At 71.7% G+C, this 20304-nt stretch carries 28 protein-coding genes; 18 read left to right on the forward strand and 10 right to left on the reverse strand.

The window, feature by feature from the left end; genetic code table 11:
* Positions 1 to 6: 6 nt before the first annotated feature.
* Positions 7 to 1167 (forward strand): PLP-dependent cysteine synthase family protein, encoded by a 1161-nt coding sequence (locus ACLHRZ_RS11150; RefSeq protein ID WP_490418171.1) that lies wholly within the window; start codon positions 7 to 9, stop codon positions 1165 to 1167.
* Between the two features lie 251 nt (positions 1168 to 1418).
* On the opposite strand, the gene ACLHRZ_RS11155 is transcribed toward ACLHRZ_RS11150, so the two are convergent.
* The 6 genes from ACLHRZ_RS11155 to ACLHRZ_RS11180 all read right to left on the reverse strand — a co-directional run bounded on the left by ACLHRZ_RS11155 (position 1419) and on the right by ACLHRZ_RS11180 (position 7628).
* Entirely contained in the window at positions 1419 to 1901 is a 483-nt protein-coding gene (locus ACLHRZ_RS11155; protein WP_490418172.1) for an SRPBCC family protein, read from the reverse strand.
* Between the two features lie 43 nt (positions 1902 to 1944).
* Positions 1945 to 2781 (reverse strand): DeoR/GlpR family DNA-binding transcription regulator, encoded by an 837-nt coding sequence (locus ACLHRZ_RS11160; protein WP_490418173.1) that lies wholly within the window; start codon positions 2779 to 2781, stop codon positions 1945 to 1947.
* Positions 2782 to 2917: 136 nt separating this feature from the next.
* The gene (locus ACLHRZ_RS11165) at positions 2918 to 5287 is read right to left on the reverse strand and encodes a right-handed parallel beta-helix repeat-containing protein (protein WP_490418174.1); all 2370 of its coding nucleotides are present in this window, start codon (positions 5285 to 5287) and stop codon (positions 2918 to 2920) included.
* Between the two features lie 259 nt (positions 5288 to 5546).
* Entirely contained in the window at positions 5547 to 6140 is a 594-nt protein-coding gene (locus tag ACLHRZ_RS11170) for an Rv1733c family protein (protein WP_490418175.1), read from the reverse strand.
* A 158-nt stretch (positions 6141 to 6298) separates the two neighbouring features.
* The gene (locus tag ACLHRZ_RS11175; RefSeq protein ID WP_490418176.1) at positions 6299 to 7132 is read right to left on the reverse strand and encodes an MOSC domain-containing protein; all 834 of its coding nucleotides are present in this window, start codon (positions 7130 to 7132) and stop codon (positions 6299 to 6301) included.
* Between the two features lie 64 nt (positions 7133 to 7196).
* Positions 7197 to 7628 carry a DUF6643 family protein gene (locus tag ACLHRZ_RS11180; protein ID WP_490418177.1) on the reverse strand — a complete coding sequence of 144 codons (432 nt, stop codon included), beginning with the start codon at positions 7626 to 7628 and terminating at the stop codon, positions 7197 to 7199.
* Positions 7629 to 7817: 189 nt separating this feature from the next.
* On the opposite strand from ACLHRZ_RS11180, the gene ACLHRZ_RS11185 reads away from it, so the two are divergent.
* A complete protein-coding gene (locus tag ACLHRZ_RS11185; RefSeq protein WP_490418275.1) occupies positions 7818 to 8984 on the forward strand; it encodes a TerD family protein in 1167 nt (388 codons plus the stop codon).
* A 3-nt stretch (positions 8985 to 8987) separates the two neighbouring features.
* On the opposite strand, the gene ACLHRZ_RS11190 is transcribed toward ACLHRZ_RS11185, so the two are convergent.
* Positions 8988 to 10157 carry a glycosyltransferase gene (locus ACLHRZ_RS11190; RefSeq protein WP_490418178.1) on the reverse strand — a complete coding sequence of 390 codons (1170 nt, stop codon included), beginning with the start codon at positions 10155 to 10157 and terminating at the stop codon, positions 8988 to 8990.
* A 67-nt stretch (positions 10158 to 10224) separates the two neighbouring features.
* On the opposite strand from ACLHRZ_RS11190, the gene ACLHRZ_RS11195 reads away from it, so the two are divergent.
* From ACLHRZ_RS11195 to ACLHRZ_RS11205, 3 genes are all read left to right on the forward strand, one after another.
* Complete coding sequence (locus tag ACLHRZ_RS11195) at positions 10225 to 11013, forward strand: glutamate racemase (RefSeq protein WP_490418179.1); 789 nt, start codon at positions 10225 to 10227, stop codon at positions 11011 to 11013.
* 76 nt (positions 11014 to 11089) lie between these two features.
* On the forward strand, positions 11090 to 11653 hold the full coding sequence (locus tag ACLHRZ_RS11200) for a hypothetical protein (protein WP_490418180.1): 564 nt from the start codon (positions 11090 to 11092) through the stop codon (positions 11651 to 11653).
* Positions 11654 to 11756: 103 nt separating this feature from the next.
* Entirely contained in the window at positions 11757 to 12236 is a 480-nt protein-coding gene (locus ACLHRZ_RS11205) for an NUDIX hydrolase (protein WP_490418181.1), read from the forward strand.
* A 57-nt stretch (positions 12237 to 12293) separates the two neighbouring features.
* Here ACLHRZ_RS11205 and ACLHRZ_RS11210 read toward each other — a convergent pair whose 3' ends face one another.
* From ACLHRZ_RS11210 to ACLHRZ_RS11220, 3 genes are all read right to left on the reverse strand, one after another.
* Complete coding sequence (locus ACLHRZ_RS11210) at positions 12294 to 13670, reverse strand: tyrosine-type recombinase/integrase (protein ID WP_490418182.1); 1377 nt, start codon at positions 13668 to 13670, stop codon at positions 12294 to 12296.
* Positions 13654 to 13902 (reverse strand): hypothetical protein, encoded by a 249-nt coding sequence (locus ACLHRZ_RS11215; protein ID WP_490418183.1) that lies wholly within the window; start codon positions 13900 to 13902, stop codon positions 13654 to 13656. Before ACLHRZ_RS11215 ends, ACLHRZ_RS11210 begins: the two co-directional genes overlap by 17 nt.
* Positions 13903 to 14064: 162 nt before the next feature.
* Entirely contained in the window at positions 14065 to 14535 is a 471-nt protein-coding gene (locus ACLHRZ_RS11220) for a hypothetical protein (RefSeq protein WP_490418184.1), read from the reverse strand.
* Positions 14536 to 14768: 233 nt separating this feature from the next.
* Between ACLHRZ_RS11220 and ACLHRZ_RS11225 the strand changes: the two genes are divergently transcribed.
* From ACLHRZ_RS11225 to ACLHRZ_RS11285, 13 genes are all read left to right on the forward strand, one after another.
* Positions 14769 to 15053 carry a helix-turn-helix domain-containing protein gene (locus ACLHRZ_RS11225; RefSeq protein ID WP_490418185.1) on the forward strand — a complete coding sequence of 95 codons (285 nt, stop codon included), beginning with the start codon at positions 14769 to 14771 and terminating at the stop codon, positions 15051 to 15053.
* Positions 15054 to 15063: 10 nt separating this feature from the next.
* Entirely contained in the window at positions 15064 to 15315 is a 252-nt protein-coding gene (locus tag ACLHRZ_RS11230) for a helix-turn-helix transcriptional regulator (protein WP_490418186.1), read from the forward strand.
* Positions 15316 to 15419: 104 nt separating this feature from the next.
* Entirely contained in the window at positions 15420 to 15920 is a 501-nt protein-coding gene (locus ACLHRZ_RS11235) for a hypothetical protein (RefSeq protein WP_490418187.1), read from the forward strand.
* Positions 15921 to 15973: 53 nt separating this feature from the next.
* A complete protein-coding gene (locus ACLHRZ_RS11240) occupies positions 15974 to 16123 on the forward strand; it encodes a hypothetical protein (protein ID WP_490418188.1) in 150 nt (49 codons plus the stop codon).
* The gene (locus ACLHRZ_RS11245) at positions 16120 to 16452 is read left to right on the forward strand and encodes a hypothetical protein (protein WP_490418189.1); all 333 of its coding nucleotides are present in this window, start codon (positions 16120 to 16122) and stop codon (positions 16450 to 16452) included. The genes ACLHRZ_RS11240 and ACLHRZ_RS11245 overlap by 4 nt, the downstream gene beginning before the upstream one ends.
* A complete protein-coding gene (locus tag ACLHRZ_RS11250; protein WP_490418190.1) occupies positions 16452 to 16778 on the forward strand; it encodes a phiSA1p31-related protein in 327 nt (108 codons plus the stop codon). Before ACLHRZ_RS11245 ends, ACLHRZ_RS11250 begins: the two co-directional genes overlap by 1 nt.
* Before the next feature lie 5 nt (positions 16779 to 16783).
* Positions 16784 to 17002 carry a hypothetical protein gene (locus ACLHRZ_RS11255; RefSeq protein WP_490418191.1) on the forward strand — a complete coding sequence of 73 codons (219 nt, stop codon included), beginning with the start codon at positions 16784 to 16786 and terminating at the stop codon, positions 17000 to 17002.
* Between the two features lie 100 nt (positions 17003 to 17102).
* Complete coding sequence (locus ACLHRZ_RS11260; protein WP_490418192.1) at positions 17103 to 17303, forward strand: hypothetical protein; 201 nt, start codon at positions 17103 to 17105, stop codon at positions 17301 to 17303.
* Complete coding sequence (locus tag ACLHRZ_RS11265) at positions 17296 to 17841, forward strand: hypothetical protein (protein ID WP_490418193.1); 546 nt, start codon at positions 17296 to 17298, stop codon at positions 17839 to 17841. The genes ACLHRZ_RS11260 and ACLHRZ_RS11265 overlap by 8 nt, the downstream gene beginning before the upstream one ends.
* 181 nt (positions 17842 to 18022) lie before the next feature.
* Positions 18023 to 18409, forward strand: coding sequence for a hypothetical protein (locus tag ACLHRZ_RS11270; protein WP_490418194.1), 387 nt, complete (start codon positions 18023 to 18025; stop codon positions 18407 to 18409).
* Positions 18410 to 18496: 87 nt separating this feature from the next.
* Entirely contained in the window at positions 18497 to 18766 is a 270-nt protein-coding gene (locus ACLHRZ_RS11275; RefSeq protein ID WP_490418195.1) for a hypothetical protein, read from the forward strand.
* Complete coding sequence (locus ACLHRZ_RS11280; RefSeq protein WP_490418196.1) at positions 18766 to 19548, forward strand: hypothetical protein; 783 nt, start codon at positions 18766 to 18768, stop codon at positions 19546 to 19548. Before ACLHRZ_RS11275 ends, ACLHRZ_RS11280 begins: the two co-directional genes overlap by 1 nt.
* Positions 19545 to 20297: a hypothetical protein gene (locus tag ACLHRZ_RS11285; RefSeq protein ID WP_490418197.1), complete on the forward strand. Its 753-nt coding sequence runs from the start codon at positions 19545 to 19547 to the stop codon at positions 20295 to 20297. Before ACLHRZ_RS11280 ends, ACLHRZ_RS11285 begins: the two co-directional genes overlap by 4 nt.
* The last annotated feature ends 7 nt before the right edge of the window (positions 20298 to 20304 follow it).

Genomic DNA, 20304 nt, shown 5'->3' on the forward strand with positions numbered 1-20304 from the left:
CCCTTTATGTTGGGTCCCGGGGGCCGTCGTGAGGAGCCGGCCGTGAACAGCACACAGCAGTCCGGGGGCCCGCTGCCCACCGTCGACGTGGACCGCAGCGACCCGGCGTACCGCGCCTGGCTCAAGGACGCCGTCCGCAAGGTGCAGGCCGACGCCAACCGCTCGGCCGACACGCACCTGTTGCGCTTCCCGCTCCCCGAGGAGTGGGGCGTCGACCTCTACCTCAAGGACGAATCCACCCATCCCACCGGAAGCCTGAAGCACCGCCTCGCCCGTTCGCTGTTCCTCTACGGGCTGTGCAACGGCTGGATCCGCCCCGAGTCGCCCGTCATCGAGGCCTCCAGCGGCTCCACCGCCGTCTCCGAGGCGTACTTCGCCCAGCTGATCGGCGTGCCCTTCGTTGCCGTCATGCCGCGGACGACCAGCCGCGAGAAGTGCCGGCTCATCGAATTCCGCGGCGGGAGCTGCCACTTCGTGGACGACCCCCGTGCGATGTACACCGAGGCCGCAGCCCTCGCCGAGCGGACCGGCGGCCACTACATCGACCAGTTCACCTACGCCGAACGGGCCACCGACTGGCGGGGCAACAACAACATCGCCGAATCCGTCTACAGCCAGCTGCGCAACGAGCGTTTCCCGGAGCCGGTCTGGGTCGTCGCCACCGCCGGCACCGGGGGCACGTCCGCGACGCTCGGGCGGTACGTGCGCTACATGCAGTACGACACCCGCATCTGCGTGGCCGACCCCGAGAACTCCTGCTTCTTCGACGGCTGGCGCGACCACGACCCGGGCGCGAGCAGCGAACGCGGCTCGCGCATCGAGGGCATCGGGCGGCCCCGCATGGAGCCCAGCTTCCTGCCGGGCGCGATCGACCGCATGATGAAGGTCCCGGACGCCGCGAGCGTCGCGGCCGTGCGCGCCCTGGAACAGGTCATCGGGCGCAAGGCGGGCGGCTCGACGGGCACCGGGCTGTGGAGCGCCCTCAAGATCGTGGCCGAGATGGCCGGCGAGGGGCAGCGCGGCAGCATCGTCACCCTCATCTGCGACCCCGGCGAGCGCTACCTCGACAAGTACTACTCCGACGCCTGGCTCGACCGACAGGGCCTGGACATCGCGCCGTACGCCCTGGCCATCAACACCTTCCTGGCGACCGGCCGCTGGCCCTAGGGCGTGTCCGATGGGTCAGCACAGGCCCTGCGACGCTCCCCCAGCTACCGCTGGGGGTGCCCCCAGGCACGGCACCTCGCCGCGTTGTCGCATCACCCGAGTACGCCCAGTACGCGGACGATGCTCCGCCTTGCGATGCTCCCCCAGCTACCTCCCCCAGCTACCTCCCCCAGCTACCTCCCCCAGGAGGTGCCCCCAGCACCGGACGCCGCGGGGCCCGCACCGACCCATCGGACAGGCCCTAGCAGGTGTCACCCCGCCGCGAGCCGACGGTCCAGTGCGCGGACCGCCCGGCGGAACTCCCTTGCCACGCCCGGCCGGACGAGCCGCAGCAGCAGGTTCGTGAGCGCTGCCGCATCCAGGGCGATCGTCCACGTGACGACCGTCCCTGCGCCCACCGGAACCAGCGCCCACTCCTCCAGCAGGGCCCGGACGCCCGGGGCGTTCGTCAGGTCGACGCGGTAGGCGTACCGTTTCGGCTCGTCCGCAGCCGTGATCGTCTCGCGGAAGCGGAGCCCTCCCCGCAGCCGGACCTCGCGCCCGCCGAGGCCCTCCGCCTCCAGCGGCCGCGCCAGCGTCACCGCGCCGAACCACCGTGGCCAGGCCTCCACTTCGTCGGCCAGCGCGCGGTACACCGCTTCCGGCGGCGCCGCCATCCGTGCCGTGAACGAGAACCGCAGCGGCGCGGTCCCGGCGAAGGCCGGCCCCACGGGACGGAGCTTCCTGAGCGGCATCCAGCACCCCCGGACATCGGCGGATCAGATGGTCGCGGACACCCTAGGGGGTGTCGGACGGGCCCGCCACCACCAGTTCCGGCAGCTGCTCCGCGATCTCCGCGCGGGCTGCCTCCGGCAGCCCCGCATCCGTCACCAGGGCATCGACCTCGTCGAGCGAGGCGAACGAACTCAGGCCCACCGTCCCCCACTTGGTGTGGTCGGCCAGCACCACGACCCGGCGCGCGGAGCGGACGAAGTGACGGTTCGTCTCCGCCTCCGCGAGGTTGGGCGTCGAGAGACCCGCCGACACCGATATGCCGTGCACCCCGATGAACAGCACGTCGAAGTGGAGCGAGCGGATGGCCGCGTCCGCGACCGGGCCCACCAGGGTGTCCGACGGGGTGCGCACCCCGCCCGTGAGCACCACCGTCGCCGCGCCCGGGCGGGCCGCCGGGCCGGAGGCCGTCATGGTGCGCTGCGCGCTGTGGAAGACGTCGGCCACCCGCACCGAGTTGGTGACGACCGTCAGGTCCGGGATGTCCACCAGCTGCTGTGCCAGGGCGTAGGCCGTCGTGCCGCCCGCGAGGGCGATCGCGCTGCCGCGCGGGGCCATCTTCGCGGCCTCCCGCGCGATGTCCTCCTTGGCGCTCAGCTCCAGGACCGCCTTCGCCTCGAAGCCGGGCTCGTGCGAGGTGGGCTCGGCGACGGGCACGGCACCGCCGTGCACCTTCTCCACCACCCCCTGGCGGGCGAGGGCGTCCAGGTCGCGGCGGACCGTCATGTCCGAGACGTTGAGCCTCCGGGTCAGCTCGTTGACCCGTACGCCGCCGCGCCGTCTGACCTCGTCGAGGATCAGGGCGCGCCGCTGCTCCGCCAGGAGATTCTGGTTGTCGCCCACCCGGCCGTCCCTTCCGCCACTGCCCGCCCTTGGGCCCTGCAGGCTGCATTGTCCCACGTAAGGGCTGCTGCGGGTTCGCCACCGCCGGAGACCGCCGCGGTGCCGGCCCGCCGTTGCGGCGGAGGGAATCCTCAGGTCACGGCAACACCGGCAGGTCCTCCGCCACGAGCAGCGTGAGGTCCTCCGTGCTCGGCGACGGCATCCGTGCCACGCGCCCCGCGTGGTGCTCCACCATCGCCTCGAAGGTCTGGCGCGCCGTGCGGCCGTTGCCGAACGCGGGGCCCCGGGGGACGGCCGCGAAGTAGGTGAGCAGGGCCTCGGTCGCCGGCTCGCCGAGGCGGTACTCGTGTTCGTCCGCCTGCTGCTGCACGATGCGCAGCAGTTCGTCCGGCGCGTAGTCCCCGAACGTGATCGTGCGTGAAAAGCGTGATGCCACACCGGGGTTGACCGTCAGGAAGCGCTGCATCTCGGCCGTGTAGCCGGCGACGATCACCACGACCTCGTCGCGGTGGTCCTCCATGAGCTTCACCAGGGTGTCGATGGCCTCGCGGCCGAAGTCCCGCCCGCCGTCCTCGGGGCAGAGCGCGTACGCCTCGTCGATGAAGAGCACCCCGCCGCGCGCCCGGTCGAACGCCTCCTGGGTGCGCAGGGCGGTCGAGCCGATGTGCTCGCCCACCAGGTCCACCCGGGAGACCTCCACCAGGTGTCCGCGCTCCAGCACTCCCAGGGCCGCCAGGATCTCGCCGTACAGCCGGGCCACCGTCGTCTTTCCGGTGCCGGGCGAGCCCGTGAAGACCAGGTGGCGCCGGACGGAGGCCGCCTTGAGCCCCGCCTGCTGCCTGCGGCGGCCGACCTCGATCATGTCGATCAGGGCGCGCACTTCGCGCTTGACGCTCTCCAGGCCGACGAGCGCGTCGAGTTCGCGGAGCACCGTCGACGACGCACGCGTCGGCACCGTGCCGGAGTCGGTGGTGCGCTGCTCCGGGATCGGCGGGACGAGCGGCCGGTGCACCGTCTCCACGGCGCGCACCACGGGGGCGGCCGGCTCGTCGCTCGTGCACCCCTCGCTGACCGGGCCGCCCTCGGCGAACTCGTAGCCGCCGCGCGCGCACCGCTCCGTACGGCACTCCGTCAGCGTCGTCCGGCAGCCGTCGATGACGTGGAAGCCGTAGCCGCTGCTGCCCGTCACCCGGCAGCCGTGGAAGGTGCCGCGGCCCTCGGCGGACACGTAGAAACCCGCCTCTGCCGGTGAACTCACCGTGCAGCGCTCGACGACCGGGTCCGCGCCCTGGGCGACGATCACGCCCGTCGACGTGGCATCGAGGGTGCAGCCGGTCACCTTGCCGCCGCTGTCGTGGCCGCGGAACCAGACCCCGGTGGTGGCCTCGCGGATGCGGCAGTCGTCCAGCAGGGCCGTGGCCCCGCCGCTCACCGACACCGCGGTGCCGCGCACCCGGGACAGGTCGCTGCCGGAGACCTCCACGCGCGAGCCGCGGTCGAGGACGAACAGCGCGTCCGGCACGTCGTGCACGCGGCACGAGCCGAGGACGGCGCCGGCACCGTCGCTCACCCACACCGCCGGGTAGTCGCCGGTGCTGTCGTGGATCTTGCACTGGTCCGCCTCGACCCGGGTGCCCGGGTCCCATACGGACAGGCCGTTGCGCCCGAACCGGCGCACCGTGGACCGCTGCATCGTCAGCACCGAACGCGCCCGCACGTCCACCGCGTTCTCGGGGACGTCGTGGATGTCGCAGTCGGCCAGGGCGAGGACGGCGTCGGTGTCGAGCGACACTCCGTCGCCGCAGGTGCGGTGCACCCGGCACTCCGTCAGCCGCCCGGCGGCCCGCGAAGTGACCTGTACGCCCGTGCCCTTGATCTCGTAGACCTCGCAGCCGGCCGCCTCCAGCGTGCTGCCCTCGCCGGTCAGCGACAGCCCCGCGCCCCGGGCGTGGTGCACCCGGCAGCGCTCCAGGCGGGGGGCGGCCCCGCCGCGCACGGAGACGCCCGCCTGGCCCGCGGCGACGACCTCGCAGTCCTCGAAGACCCCGCCCGCGCCGTCCAGCACGCTGATGCCCACGCCCCCGGGGTTGTCGACGGTGCAGGCGCGCACGGTCGGCCGGGCGCCCCCGCGCACTTCGATGCCCGCGGCCGAGCGGGTCGCCACCCGCAGGCCCTCCAACTCCGGTGCGCCGCCCTCGACCAGGAGCGCCGGCTGTGCGGCGTCGTGGCCCTCGATGTGCAGGTCGACCAGCCGGGCGGAGGCGCGCACGGTGACGGCGACGCCCTCGGTCGGGGCGATCCGCACCGCGCCGGGCGCGCCCTCGGAGCCGCGCAGGGTGACGGCCCGGGAGACCACCAGGTTCTCCCGGTACGTGCCCGGGGACAGGGACAGCACGTCCCCGTCGGCGGCCGCGTCCAGGGCCGATGAGAGGGAGTCGTACTCTCCCGTGCGCCGTCGCCAGCGCGACGTGCCGGTGTGCGTCACCTGGACCGAGCCCTGTGCCATGGTGCTGCTGTGCCCCCACCTCGTGCATGCGTCCACCCGGGACGGATGAGTACCGGCTGCACCACCGTAGCGCGCGCGGGGCTCAGAGGGTGTCCGATGGTTCGGCACAGCTCCTGCGGCGCCTGGTACGGCACCTCGCCGCGTTGTCGCATCACCCGAGTACGCCCAGTACGCGGGTGACGCTCCGCCTTGCGACGTACCGCACCAGACACCGCAGGACCCGCACCGAACCATCGGACGCCCTCTGGGAGTCGGCCGGTCAGCTTCCTGCGTCCGCCCGCCCCCAGGTGTGCCCGGCCTGTCGCCACTCCCGGTCCCACTGCGTATACCGCCGGTGCACGAGGCGCCATACGACCACCCGCCGCATGCCCTCCACCAGCCCGGCCGCACCCGCCGCCGCGGCGGCGCCGGCGAGCACCGCGTGCACGGCGGCCGTCGCCCGGTCCATGGGGCGCCCGGCGATCCGGCCCTCGTCGTCCGTCCACAGCGGGAACCGGGCCTGCGGGCCCGGCGCCTGGTGCAGCGCCACCAGGCCGGTGTGCTCGCCACCGTCCGGGTCCCGCCAGCGGGCCAGGAACCGGCCGTACCCCTCGCGCCCGGTGGTGGATTCGTGGTCGGGCGCCTCCGCCGTGCCCGTCACCGAGCGCACCACTTCGGCGCTCACCAGGTGCCGGTGCTGCTGCTGTTCACGGACCGCCTCCCGCAGGGCTCCGTGGGCGAACGAGCCCACCGTCCAGCCCGCCGCCGTCCCGAGCACGAGCATCAGAACCACCGCGGCCATGCCCGTCCACGCCTCGAGAGCATCGCTCCGGCGGCGCAGAGGATTGCGCCGCCATCGCCATACGAACCGCATTGCGCGCACAGTGCTCACCCCCTTACGCGTCCGTAAATACCTCACCGGGGACGGCGCATGCGGAGGAAGACGGCGGAGAGAGCAAAATCACCCTCCCTGGATGCCTGCCCGTGCGGCACGTTGACGTACAAGGGTGTGCACGCGGTGCCTGGGCGACCTCAGTCGAGGACCTCGAAGGGGTCGCCGACGCGCAGCACCCCGGTGTGCTCGGGTATCAGGTTCTGCCCGAACACCAGCCGCTCGCCGATCCGGTGATGCCGGGCGAGCGTGCGCAGCGGCTCCTTGCCGCGCTCGGCCGTGGCCTGGTCGGTGGTGGTGATGACGCAGCGGCCGCTGGGCTTGACGACCCGGAAGACGATCTCGCCGATCCTGATCCTGCGCCAGCCGTCCTCGGCCCAGGGTTCGGTGTGGTCGACGACGACGTTCGGCCGGAAGCGGTTCATCGGCAGCGGGCCCTCGGCGGCGATGCCGTCCTGGGCGATGAGCGCGTTGAGGGCGTGCAGCGAGCCGGTGGTCGTCACGAGCAGCGGATAGCCGTCGGCGAAGCTCACCATGTCGCCCGGGAGCCCGTAGTCGGGGTCGACCGGGCGCCGTACGGCCGGGTCGTCCATGTGCACCAGCTGTGCCCCGGTCCCCAGGAAGGCGCTCACCCAGGCGGCGGCCGCGTCCCCCGCGCGCACCGCCTCCACCTTGTCCCGGAACACCGTCACGGGAATCGTGCCGCCCTGCTCCGCCGACGCGGGCACGGCCACGTCGAGCGGTTCCGCCCCCGGCCCGGTGAGCCGGACCCCGCCGCCCGGCAGCGGCTGTGCCGAAGCCAACGCGAGCCGCGGAAGCTGCCGTTGGGTGATGAACCGGCCGTCGGGCTCGGTCACCAGCCACCTCCGGTCCCCGGCGAGCCCCCACGGTTCCACGGTCGCCTCACCCGGCGAGCAGCCCGCCATCGACTTGACCGGATAGAGGTGGACCGAACTCAGCGCAGGCGTGGACATACCGCCAGTCTGCCAGCCGGGTCCGGCAGTTGGACTGCCGGACCGGATCGGCGGGCGGAGTCCGTCAGTAGCCGCCCTGCTGCGGGTACTGGCGGTTGTACGGGTCCTCGTAGGACGCCGGGGCGGGGCGCGGCGCGACGGGGCGCATCGCCTCGTAGCCCGCGGGGCCGGCGGCCGGGCCCGGGTAGCCGCGCGGCGCCGAGGCCTGCGGCGGGATGTACGGGGCGGCCGCCTGCTGGAGGCCCATCGGCTGCACGGGGCCCGGCTGCGGGGCCGGGGCGGCGTACTGCGGGGCCGGGGCCGAGGACGGCCCGGAGGGCAGGGCGGGCAGCGCCGGCAGATTGCTGTTGCCGCTGAAGTCGTACGGCGACGACACGCGGATGGGCGCGATCTGCGGGGTGCCCCGCTCGGCGACGAGGCTGTCGTAGATGGGGGTGTCCTTGAACGACGACGTGGCGTAGTAGCCGCCACCGTAGGCACTGCGGGGGGAGGTCATAGCGCATAAGTTAAGCCCATGGTGCTCCGGTTGGGGAGACGGGTATGGGGGTTCCTTCACAAGCTCGGAGCAGGTGCGGCTCCCCAACCCGAGCGAACCCGGGAAAAACGGTCGTCAAGGTACGTAGGGATCGTGTAAAGGCCGACCGTTTTTCAGGATTTCTTCAGGGGCGGGGTGGATGAAGTGGGCATGCTCAAGGGCGCCAATGCGCCGATATCCGCGCGGGCGGTGCGTGTCGAAGTGGCCCGGGGCTCCGGGCCCGGTGCGCCCGGGACCGAGGCCTGCGCACTGCTGCTGGCCGAGGGCCGGGTCCGCTCCGGTGCGGACGCCGTCTCCCGCAGCCGGCCGGTGCACCCCTCCGGCGCCGTGGGGCACGAGGGCAGCCGCCCCGCCGACGGCACCGTCACCGACACCTTCGCCGCCGACCTCGGGGCGGTCGAGCCCGCCGTCGAGCGCGTCCTGTTCACGGCCGCCGCCGACGGCGGGGACCTCGGCCGGGTGCCCGGCCTGCGCATCCGCGTCCTGGACGCGGCCGACGGCAGCGAACTCGCCCGCTACGACAGCCGGGACGCCACGGTGGAGACCGTCCTCGTCCTCGGCGAGCTCTACCGGCGGCACGGCGGATGGCGGTTCCGGGCGGTGGGCCAGGGCTACGCCGACGGCCCCGCCGGCCTGGCCGCCGCCTACGGTGCCGACGCCGCCGAGCCCGCCGCCCCCGCCCCGCAGCCCGCCCGCCCGGCCCGGGTCACGCTGGCCAAGCAGGCCCCGGCCGTCTCGCTCGCCAAGCAGGGCGGCACCTCCGGCACCCTGCGCGTCAACCTCAACTGGCAGATGCGGCAGGCCCCCGGGCGCCGGCGCGCCCGCCTCGGCCGGTCCGCCGGGGTGGACCTCGACCTGGGGGCCCTGTACGAACTCGCCGACGGCACCAAGGGCGTGATCCAGGCGCTCGGCAACTCCTTCGGCTCCCTGCACCGGCCTCCGTACGTCCACCTCGACGGCGACGACCGGACCGGCGCCGCGGCGGACGGCGAGAACCTGTCGGTCGACCTCGACCACGCCGCCGCCTTCCGGCGCATCCTCGTCTTCGTGACGATCTACGAGGGAGCCGCTTCCTTCGCCGGCCTCCACGCCACCGTCACGCTCCGGCCGCAGCAGGGCGCGCCCGTCGACTTCGCCCTGGACGAGTGCACCGTGCCGTCCAACGTCTGCGCACTCGCCCTGATCACCTGGGACGGGGACGGCCTCGTCGTCCGCCGCGAGGCCCGTTACCTGGTGCCCGACCGCGGCATCAGCCCGCAGCGCACCCTGGACCGCGCCTACGGCTGGGGCCTGCAGTGGACTCCCGGCCGCAAGTAGTGCTCAGGGCGCGGCCTCGGGGCGCGTGTACGTCCGCCCCTTCCACGCCGCGCCCCGGCCGCGGTAGTGCTGCACCGCCGAGTCCACCGTCATCAGCAGGTACAGCAGCGCCGTGAACGGCAGCAGCGGCGCGAGCCACAGCGGCTGCCGGTAGTAGCGCAGCATCGGCAGGTACGTCCCCGTCATCACCGCCCACGCGGCCGCTCCGGCAGCCAGCGGGACGCCGCCGCCGGTCGCGGCGCCCACGACCACCGCCACGGGCGGCACGAGGTAGACCACCGCCAGCCCCGCGACCGTCCCGGCCAGCAGCAGCGGGCTGTGCAGCAGCTGCGCGTAGGCGCTGCGCGAGACCATCCGCCACAGCTGCGCCAGCCGCGGATACGGGCGCACGCTGTCCACCTGGTCGGCCAGCCCCAGCCAGATCCGCCCGCCGGAGCGCTGCACCGCCCGCGACAGCGCCACGTCGTCGATCACCGCCTGCCGGATGCTGTCCGGCACCCCCGCCCGCTCGGCCGCCGCGCGCCGCAGCAGCACGCACCCGCCCGCCGCCGCGGCCGTGCGGGCGCCCGGCCTGTTGACCCGGCGGAAGGGGTAGAGCTGGGCGAAGAAGTAGACGAAGGCGGGTACGACCAGGCGCTCCCAGAACGTCGCCACCCGCAGCCGGGCCATCTGCGACACCATGTCCAGCCCGCCCGACGCGGCCGCCGCCACCAACTCCCGCAGGCTGTCCGGCGCATGCGCGATGTCCGCGTCCGTCAGCAGCAGGTACTCGGCGTCCGTCCGCGCCCGGGCCAGCGCCATGCCGTGCCGCACCGCCCACAGCTTGCCCGTCCAGCCCGGACCGGGCTCCCCGGGCGCGTCCACGGTCAGCGGCAGCCCGCCGTGCGCGTCCGCCAGGGCACGGGCCAGCTCGCCGGTGCCGTCCGTGCTGCCGTCGTCGACCAGGAAGATCTCCGCCCGGCCCGGATAGTCCTGCGCGAGCAGGGACGGCAGGCTCGACGGCAGCACCTCCGCCTCGTCCCGGGCCGGCACGACGACGGCCACGGACGGCCACTGCTCGGGTGGCGTCCGGCGCGGCAGCCGGACATCGGTGCGCCAGAAGAAGCCCTGCGCCAGCAGTAGCCAGAGCCAGGCGGCCAGGGAAGCCACGGTGATCCACGTCAGCGCGCTCACCCGCCGCAGTCTGCCGCACCGGACCGCCCGCGCGGGGCGGACCGGGCCCATCGATTAAAGTGACCGGGTGAAGATCGCGCTCATGGACTCCGGAAATGGCCTGCTGGCGGCGGCCGCCGCCGTGCACCGGATGCGGCCCGACGCCGATCTGGTGCTCTCCGCCGCCCCCGAGACGATGCCCTGGGGTCCCCGCACCCCCGAGGACGTCGTCGAGCGCGCCCTGACCGTCGCCCGCGCCGCCGCGGCGCACCGGCCCGACGCCCTGATCGTCGCCTGCAACACGGCCTCCGTCCACGCCCTGGCCGCGATACGCGCCGAGCTGGAGCCCGCGCTGCCGGTCATCGGCACCGTCCCCGCGATCAAGCCCGCGGCCGCCGCCGGCGGCCCCGTCGCCATCTGGGCCACCCCGGCCACCACCGGCAGCCCCTACCAGCGCGGGCTGATCCGCGACTTCGCCGCCGGCGTCGAGGTCACCGAGATCGCCTGCCCGGGCCTCGCCGACGCCGTGCAGTGGGCCGACGCGGACGCCGCCGGCGCCGCCATCGCGGACGCCGCCGCCCGCACCCCGCGCGACGTGCAGGCCGTCGTCCTGGGCTGCACCCACTACGAGCTCGTCGCCGAACGTATCCGCGCCGCCGTCCAGCAGCCCTCGGCCCCGCCCCTGGCCCTGTACGGCTCCGCCGAGGCCGTCGCCGCGCAGGCGCTGCGCCGCATCGGCGCCGCCGCCGACCCCGGCGCGGCGTCCACGGGCGCCCTGACCGTGCTGTCCAGCGGCCGCGAGACGGAGCTGGAGCCGTCCTCGCTGAGCTACCCCGAGGGCCGCTCGCTCCTCGCGGCGAGCCCTGCGCGCCCCTGACGCGGCCCGTCCGTTTTCCTCGTTATCCGTCCGCGCACCCCTGCCGCGGTCGCGGAACGTGAGTAGGCTGCCCGGTATGAGGGAGCATTCCGAGGACCCGCGGATCTCCGGAAGCGGCGCCGAGGACGGCGTCGCCCCGCCCGCCGTCTGGACGGGCCGTGCGACCAACCGCATCCAGTGGCTGCTGGCCGCCGCCGGTGCCGCCTGCCTCGCGCTCGGCATCGAGCTCGCCGTCGACAGTTCCTGGACGTCCGGGCTCGCCGCTCTGACGATGGCGGTCGTCGGCTGTGTCGCGGCCGGGCTGCTGATGCTCTACGGCACCATCGCGTTCGTCCACGTGGCAGTGCGCGTCGACCAGGACAGCCTGGAGGTGCGCTGCGGCCACATCGGTGTGCCGCGCACCCGCATCCCCCTCACGCAGGTGGTCGGTGCGGACTTCGCCCCCCGTGTCACGCCCCGCCAGTGGGGCGGCTGGGGATACCGCTGGCGCCCGGAGAAGGGCACGGCCGTCGTCGTCCGGCGCGGCGAGGGCTTCGTGCTGCGGCTCGGCGACGGCCGCATGTTCACGGTCACCGTGGACGACGCGGAGGCGGCGGTACGTGTGATCCGCGACAGGCTGAGGCTTCCGCGGACCACGTGAGCCCCCGTAGGGGGCGCGGGGCCGTCTTCGATTTGCGGCTCCGCCGCGTGGGCGCGACCAGCCGCAGCGAACCCGCAGCCGGCACAACGCCTAGAGTCGACGCATGCCGATCCCCGACTTCATCCGTGCCCTCCGCGCCAAGGCGGGCCACCACCTGCTCTGGATGCCCGGCGTGAGCGCCGTCGTGCGTGACGACGAGGGCCGGGTGCTGCTCGGCCGGCGCTCGGACACCGGGGAGTGGTCGATCATCGGCGGCATCCCCGACCCCGGCGAGCAGCCGGCCGCGGCCCTCGTGCGCGAGGTGTACGAGGAGACGGCCGTGCACTGCGTCCCGGAGCGGGTCCTGCTCGTCGAGGCGCTGCAGAGAGTCACCTATCCCAACGGCGACGTATGCCAGTTCATGGACACCTGTTTCCTCGCGCGGGCGGTCGGCGGGGAGGCGCGGGTGAACGACGACGAGTCGCTGGAGGTGGGCTGGTTCGCGGTGGACGCACTGCCGGAGATGGAGGAGTTCGCGGTCCGGCGGATCAAGCTGGCCGCGACGGGCGGGCCGACCTGGTTCGAGGGCCTCGGGGAGGCGTGAGCAGGGGCCCCGAGCCCCCTGGCGGAGGTGTGTCCACGGGCTCCCGGGGGAGGTGTGTCAACCCGCTGCAGCAGCCTCGGCGGCGGGTCCCTCGGCAGGCACTGTCAGGGGAGAATCAGAGGCCCAGGGAGAATCTAGGGAGATCTTTTCTGGGGCGGACTCAAACCAGGCGTCCATGACCAGGCGACCGCGGCTGTTTGCCTCGGGGATGAAGTGTGCGTAGATCCGGAGGGTGATCGATGGGTCGGCATGGCCCATCCACTTCGAGACGGCTACCACCGACTCGCGGGCATGGAGCAGTACCGAGGCGTAGGTGTGGCGCAGGCTGTGGAAGCCGTGCTCTCGGCTCTCCTCGAACTGGACGACTTTGAGGCCCCCGCCCCCGGGACGCGCAGGGTTGGGGCGCACCACCACCCTGCCGGGGGCGATAACGCCCGCCGCAACCAGGGCGGGCTTCCAATAGCGCATGTTCCACTGGTCGCGGCGGATAGCGCACCCCTGCACGGTCGTCACGACGAGCCGGTGTGTCTGCGGGGCCCGGTCCTTGGCTTCCCGGTCAGTCTTCGGGGGGCGGGGGTCACCCCAAGGCAAGGTGACGGATTGGGCCGGGAACTGCTGGAGATGCGCTTTGAGGCGTCGGGCCAGGTGGATCGGCAGGGGGACGGTGCGGGTCTTGCCGCCCTTCGGCAGCGCGAAGACGAGCTTGCTGCCGATCTTCTTCACCTGCCGTCTGATGTGCAGCAGTCCCGCTTCCTCGTCGATGTCGTCGACGGACAGGCCGAGGACTTCCCCTTGCCGGAGGCCGGCTCCGACGCCCAGGTCCACCATGACGCGGAATCGGTCGAGCAGGGCGGCCCGGACCGCGGTGACGCGCTCTCTGCTCCAGGCTCTGGCCTTGTACTCCGGCGGGGGCGGGGGGCTGACCGTCTTGGCCTTGCAGGGGTTCTTGGGGATCTTCCCGTCGTCGACGGCGTACTCGAGGACGTTGGAAAGGTAGCTCCATGCCGCGATCGTGGTGCCTGCCCCGAGGCTGGGCTCCAGGGTCTTGAGCCACGTGCGCAGGGTTGCCACGGTGATGTGCCGGAGGGGCAGGTGGCCGAGGTGGGGCAGCACGTGTTTCCACACGAGCCTGTGAGTGGTCTCCAACGTCGCCGGGTCGCCGCTGAGTGAGGGCCACCAGGTGTCCTCGATGTAGGTCTTCAGCAGGAGGTTGCCGTCACGTGGGTCGGTGAACTCGCCAGCCAGGCTTTGGGCTTGGGCCTTGGCCTTCCACCGGTCGGCATCGGCGAACTTCTCGAAGCTGCGGGCCCGGACTCCGGGGATGCCGGTGACCTTGTAGCGCTTGCCCTTGCCGTACAGGGAGGTCTTGCGTTTCTTGCCCGTGGCGGGGTCGGGGCGTTTGGTCCACCAGCGATCCTCAATGTACCCGGGCAAGGTCTGTGTCTCTCAGCTCCGGGGACGCCATGCTGATGACCTCGCCTCTCCACAGCTGGAACCACTGCCCGCCTGCCAGGAAGCCGGCGGCGGCGGCGTTGAGGGCGGCTACGCCTTCGGGCAGGAACAGGCCGCGGTGCAGCTCGTAGATGACCTGCCCGCGTCTTTCCCTGATCAGGACGGGTGCGGTCTCGGTGCGGTCGTCGTGATGTTCGTAGTGGATAGACAGCATCGTGCGCCCCCGTTGTGTGCGCAGGGGGTGTGGGGGTCCCCTGGTGGTTGCGTTCGGATCGGGAAACATACCGTTCCGTTAAGGGGACGACAACGGTTTGTCACAAAGCAAATATGCCGATCTTGAAATGTGCAGGTTAGCGGCCGGTTGTCGTGGGGTGGCCTAGTCCTCTTCGGGGCGCACTCGGTCGGCGGCCTCGATCATGGCTCGCCACTTGCGCTTCTCGGTCTTCCCCATGCCGGCGAGGTGAGCGACGATCACGCGCGTGTCGTCGTCGTAGCCTGCCAGTTCGGTTGCTTCGTAGTCGAGGTACTGGATGGCGGCGGCGCGCTGCACGACGGACAGCGGCTTGCGCAGTCCTGCCGCGATGGCCCTGAGTCGCGACGGCGTGGGAGCCCCGGCGACGGAGTTGGTGGCTAGTTTCTGCAGGTACGCCTTCGACGCCTGGTCGCCTGTTTCGGGATCGATCGACCGCTCTGCGAGCTTCTGGTACGAGTCTCCGCGGCCGCCGTCGTTGGCCTCCCGGATCAGGCGGCTGAGCGCATCACGGTCCATCTCGCGCACGAGGTCGTCGGGCAGGGCGGCTTCGTGCCGAACGTCGTCGCGGTTGAGGTCGGGGGCGGACGCCTCCATGCCGCTCATCCTTTCGATGTGTCTGTCTCTGCACTGGGTTCGCTGTGACCCTGCTGTGCGGTGATCGACGGGGGTAACCATCCCTTGGCGGAGACGATTCGTCTACACGCCGATGGTAACTACCTCGGCGCTCCCGGGAAACTTCACATCCGGCCGTTCGGATCCATGGACAAGATGTCTCCAGTTTGCTTCACTGGTCTCAGGCGGAGACAGTTCGTCCCAATGGAGATCCGTTGAGAGTACGTTATGCCCTCCGTGACCGCGAGATCCTGCAGTGGGTCATGCATCATCCCGGCCGCGGCGAGCCCTACACCGTCAGATCGCTCGCCGAAGCTGCGGGCCTCACGCATCACTCCCAGGTCGGACACCTCTTGACCGGCCGCGCGAAAGACTGCGACCCCGAGGTGGCCCACGCCATAGCTGGCGCTGTCGGCGTCGCCCTGCTCGTCCTTTTTGCGCCCCCGGCGTCTCCAGTCGAGATCGAAACGGATCCGAACCAGAGCCAAGCTCTCTCGTGAGGAGAACCAAGTGACCACCACAAATAAGGCGCCGATCGGTTGCCTCTGGATGCCCGACGCAGCCCGCCGGCTCGGCTACGAGGTCAACACGCTCCGCAAGTGGCGCCGCTTGAAGAAGGGCCCCGCTTCATTCAGGTCCGGCGGGCGGGTCGCCTACCGCATCGCCGTCATCGACGCCTGGATCGCAGGCCAGGAAGCGGCCGACCCCCACAGCAACCCGGCACTCGACCCCGCCAACGCGCCGGTCGAAGCAGCCGCCTGAACCTGAGGCGGCCAAATCGGCCCCAACCGCCGGTGACCTGGCAGAAACCGGCAGTCGGGACCTCGATCCACCTCACACCATCCCAAGAAGAGAAGAGGCAGACCGTGTCTCCCATCATCCCACCCGGCCCTCCCGTCCCGACTCCCGGGTCATCGCCGCTGGTTGAGCGGATCCACCCGGACACGCACCACATCGAGATCACCCCGGCCTTCGGCGCGCGGCTGCACCTGGTGCTCCACACGAACGCGGGCATGCCGGAGGCGGTGGAGGACTCGGTGTCCGCCGTGACGGTGTATGGCGACGGCCGGATCGAGTACCACGTAGACCCTGCCGACGAGCCCGCCCCCTACCTGCCCGTCGACGGCGCTCAGGCAGAGCAGGCAGACCCTGACGACGACTACGAGCCGGCGCTGCCGTGGGCGGCCGTTCTGCACGCCGGAGACCGGCGACGCTTCCTCGTCGACCTTGAGGACGCGGTTCTGACCTTTCACCAAGGCGGAGCCAGTGACGCCGAGATGCTGCGGCGGGTGGAGACCGTCTGCACGACGTGGCGCCTGATCGCCGAGGCCCAGTGCTCGCGTAGCGCCGAGGCGGGTGACCAGTGATGGCCCCCGCCATCTCAAGTCCCGGGCTCCGGTTGGCCGCTGACGTGGCTGCCTTGGCTGCGCGACAGCGGCAGGCCGAGGGGCTGGAAGCCGAACAGCGGCACTTCATCGACCCGCTCGAGAAGGTCTTCGCGGCGATGCCCGCGGACCACCCCGAGACCGTCACCTACGACCCCACATGGACCCCTGGAGGCACCGCATGACCGCCGTCACCATGGCAGAGCACCGCGAGATGGCCAACGTGCTGGAAATGCTCTACACCTCCACGCGGTTCACCGGGCTGACCGCGCCAGCCGTGCAGGTGCGCCCCGTGCCTCCGTGCTGCATCGAACTGCATCTTCACAGGGACATCTCCAGCTACGCGGATTTCGAGGCCTGGCGGGAGGCACTGAACATCGCCCCCGCAGAGGTCGAGCGGTGCACGTGGGACGCAACGCAGTGCCTCGAGGCTGAGGGGACACTGTGCGGGACCCGGATCCGGCTGCAGGCATACGGCCCCCTGTATCCGTCGGCTGCTGGGTCGGTGGCGTGATGAGCATCATCGACGACCTGAACACGGCATCGAGGACGCCCGGGTTACCCGTGGTGGACCGGGTGCAACTGATGTGGGCCGCGCGCGAGTACGCCGAGATCGACGGAATCGCCTTCGACCTCGGCGTGGCCTGGATCGATATGCGCGGCTGCCGGTGGCGGTGGACCGGACGGCGCGATGACCGGCGCCGGGCGCTGATGCTCTCGCCGCTGGGCGAGCGGATGCCGCTGGACGACGTGTACGTCGCCCACGGGCCGCTGCTGAGTGAGCCGCGGAGGCTGACGGGCCGCGACTACCGCGCCGCCCTCGCCGGAGGTGTGGCATGACGGCCATGGACGACGAAGAGGACCGTCTGCGGATGCTTCTCAAGGGCGGCGACTTCGCCGGCGTAGCCGACCTCCTGGCCGCGCTGGCAGCCACGCGGCGGCAGGAAATGCCCGTGCACGCGGTGAACTGCCGCTGCCGCTACTGCCAGCCCTGCCGCAAGCGCCAAGCCGTGGCAGCGACACGCGACAAGTGGGCGCGGCGCCGGGCGGGAGCCACGGGATGAGCCGTTTCGAGCTTGCGGTCCTGATGGAGGCCAGTGCTCTGTTCCTGGCCGGGATGGCGCTGTGCGTACTCGGTCACCACCTCGACAACGGAGACGATCGATGACCGACTTCTACGACTACGAGGCCGACGAAGACTGGTGCGAGGCCGAAGAGTGGGTGGAGGGGCAGTGTGACAACTGCCCGGGGTACGTGGCCGGTGCCGGGGTCGGCATCACGCCCGTTTGTGCTTGCGCCATCGGCCAGGGTGCCGGTCCCGAGGACTGCGTGTGTGGCCCCCAGGACGGTGACGGCGATGGGTGAACTGACCGATGACCAGTGGGAGTCGCTAGTCGACACTGCCCAGGCCGCTGCCGCTCGCGGCGGGATGCGGCCGACACCGTGGCGTCGGGTCCTCGAGGTGGTACTGCCCCTGTACGAGCACATGATCTACCCCGTACTGCGCGAGCAGCGCGACCACGCCCGCCAGATGGTCGCCGAGGTCCTAGAAGAACGTGACCGGGCCCGCCGCATCGCGGTCGCCCTGGAGAGTGAGACGTCTCGACTGCGGGACACCGCAAGGGAGTTCCGGATCCCGATGCCCAATGACCACGGCCGCTACCAGGAGGTGGTGGTGCAGCGCCTGGTCACGAATGCCGACCGGTGGGCCGTGATGGACGGATCCGGCCCGGGCAGGCGGGCCTGGCACGCGGGTCGGTGGCTTCGCCTCGGCGAGATCACCCCGGCCCTGGCCTTCAAGCACCGCCTCGACGAGGCGCTCGACCTCGCTCTGCAGGTCGCGGAGATCGAAGGCGCCTGCCGGGAAGCAGAGTTCCTCGCCGAGCAGGACGGAGACCTGTGATGCCCGAGCCCTGCCCAGCGGAGGGCCACGACCCACGCACCTGCACTCTGTGCGCTCCACTGCTCCGTCAGCTGCAGCACCCGGCCTGTGCCGGCCTCCGAAACTTCCTGGTCATCCCGCGGCAGACGAGGGGAGGACGCACGTGAACGTCCCGTGGACCTCGCGAGGTCGACACCGTGGCATGACCGTGGCCGAACTCCGCGCGGAGAACGTCCGGCTGGAGAAGCAGTGCGGCCAGCTGACGTGCAGTCTGGTCGCAGAGACTTCCATGAACAACGAACTCGTTCAGCATCTGGACCGGGCCGGGATCGACTACTCCGGGGCCCTCGAGGACAAGCGGAACGCCGAGCGGGAAGTGGCCCGGCTGCAGGCCGCATTGACCGCGACCGAGGCCGCCCTGGCCAACGCGACCAAGGTCCGCGACCTGCCGCAGCACACCAGCACCATGGCCCTCGACGTCGCCGAACTCCGCGAGCGCTACACCGCGGGGCCGGTGGTCAGCCTCTCGTGCTCGCCCCTGGCCGGCACTGATCCCGGGCACGTCCCCGCCGTCTTCCCGACCGTCTGACCTCACCCGCAACCGTCACCGGAACCGCCCCACGCTCACCCCCGCGCGGTTCCGGCGGCACCTCACACCCTGAAAGAGGCGCACGCCATGCAGAACACGACCCCCAGCGGCGACGACGGCCCACTTGAGCCCATCGGCCGAGAGGTTGCTGCGCACGTCTTGCACCACTTCGGCGCCTCCGGTGGTCGGTGCCCCGCCACCTTCACCGACGCGCTGATCCACGCCATCGCGACCGCCGACCTTTCCAACCGGGCCCGCCTGCAGCGCGGTTTCCCTGAGTACGTGGCAGCCGTCGTGATGGCCAAGACCGAGTCCGACGGCATCGCCCGTCTCCAGCAGATCGCGGCAGGTGAGTGATGACACTGCGGCGTATCGATGGAGCCCGGGGGCACTGGTACAAGCTCGACGGCCGGAAGGCCGACGGCGTCACCACACTGATCAGCAACGGCATGCCGAAGCCCCAGCTCGTCAGGTGGTCCGCCCGGTCGGTCGCGGAGTTCGTCGCCGATCACCCCGAAGACGTCGAGGCCATGCGCGGCTGGGACCGGCAGCGGATGGTCGACGAACTCAAGGAGACCCCGTACCGGGAACGCGACGCGGCAGCCCGCCGCGGCACTGAAGTTCATGCCCTGGCCGAACGGCTCGTGCGCGGCGAGGAGATCGACGCCCCGGAAGAGATCGCCGGGCACGTCGAATCCTGTGCCCGCTTCCTTGACGACTGGTGCATCGAGCCGGTCCTCATCGAAGCACCGGTCGCCAACCGCACCTGGAACTACGCCGGAACCCTCGACCTCGTCGCCCAACTCCCAGATGGCCGACGGCCGCTCATCGACTACAAGACCGGCAAGTCCGGAATCTGGGGCGAAACCGGCCTGCAACTCGCCGCCTACGCCCACGCCGAGGTCTACCTCGACAACGGGGGCGCCGAGCAGACCGTCGCCGGTCTCGGCCTCACCGGGGGCCTGGCCGTCCACGTCCGTGCCGACGACTACGACGCCTACGAGATCCGCATCGACGACGAGGCGTTCAAGAAGTTCCTGCACGTCGCATGGGTGGCCCGCATGGCCAAGACCCTCAAGGACGACGTGGTCGGCCCCACCCTGCCCCGCCCCGCCTGGACCACGGAGACCCTCGCATGACCGAACTCGCGACCTACGACGTCAACACCCCATCCCTGCGAACCCTGGCGGCTCCCGATCTCGCGCTCTCCGGGCTCGAAGCGTGGGCGCAGTCCGCCCGTTCCGCCGCCAACATCGCCGTCAGCCTCGCCAAGACCTCCTTCGTCCCACAGGCGTTCCGCGGCAAGCCCGAAGAAGTCACCGCCGCCATCCTCACCGGCCAGGAAATGGGCCTCTCACCCATGGCCGCGCTGCGTTCCTTCGACATCATCCAGGGCACCCCCGCGATGCGGGCCAACGCCCTGCGTGGCCTCGTCCAGGCCGCCGGCCACGACGTGTGGGTCAAGGAGGAAACCTCCACCCGCGCCGTTGTCTGCGGACGGCGAAAGGGCTCCGAGCAGGTCGAGGAATCCCGCTGGACCATCGACCGGGCCCAGCAGATGGGGCTTCTCGGCAAGGACAACTGGAAGAAACAGCCACAGGCCATGTTGGTCGCCCGCGCGACCTCCGAGGTCTGCCGCCGCATCGCCGCCGACGTCCTCCTCGGCGTCCCGTACTCGGTCGAGGAACTCGAGGAGAACGACACCGTACCGAAGACCCGGAAGGTGTCCCGGAAGAAGCCAGCGCCCGTCGACGTGCCAGCTCTCGAGGTCGAGACCCCGACGGTCTCAGCATCCGCCGCTGATGGCTCGGAGGGCGAGGACGACGACGGGACGGACACCTACGAAGAGGCGCTCTGGCCGCAGACCGCACAGCCGCCCGCCAACTAGCCGCACA

This window comes from Streptomyces sp. AM25, assembly GCF_058146165.1.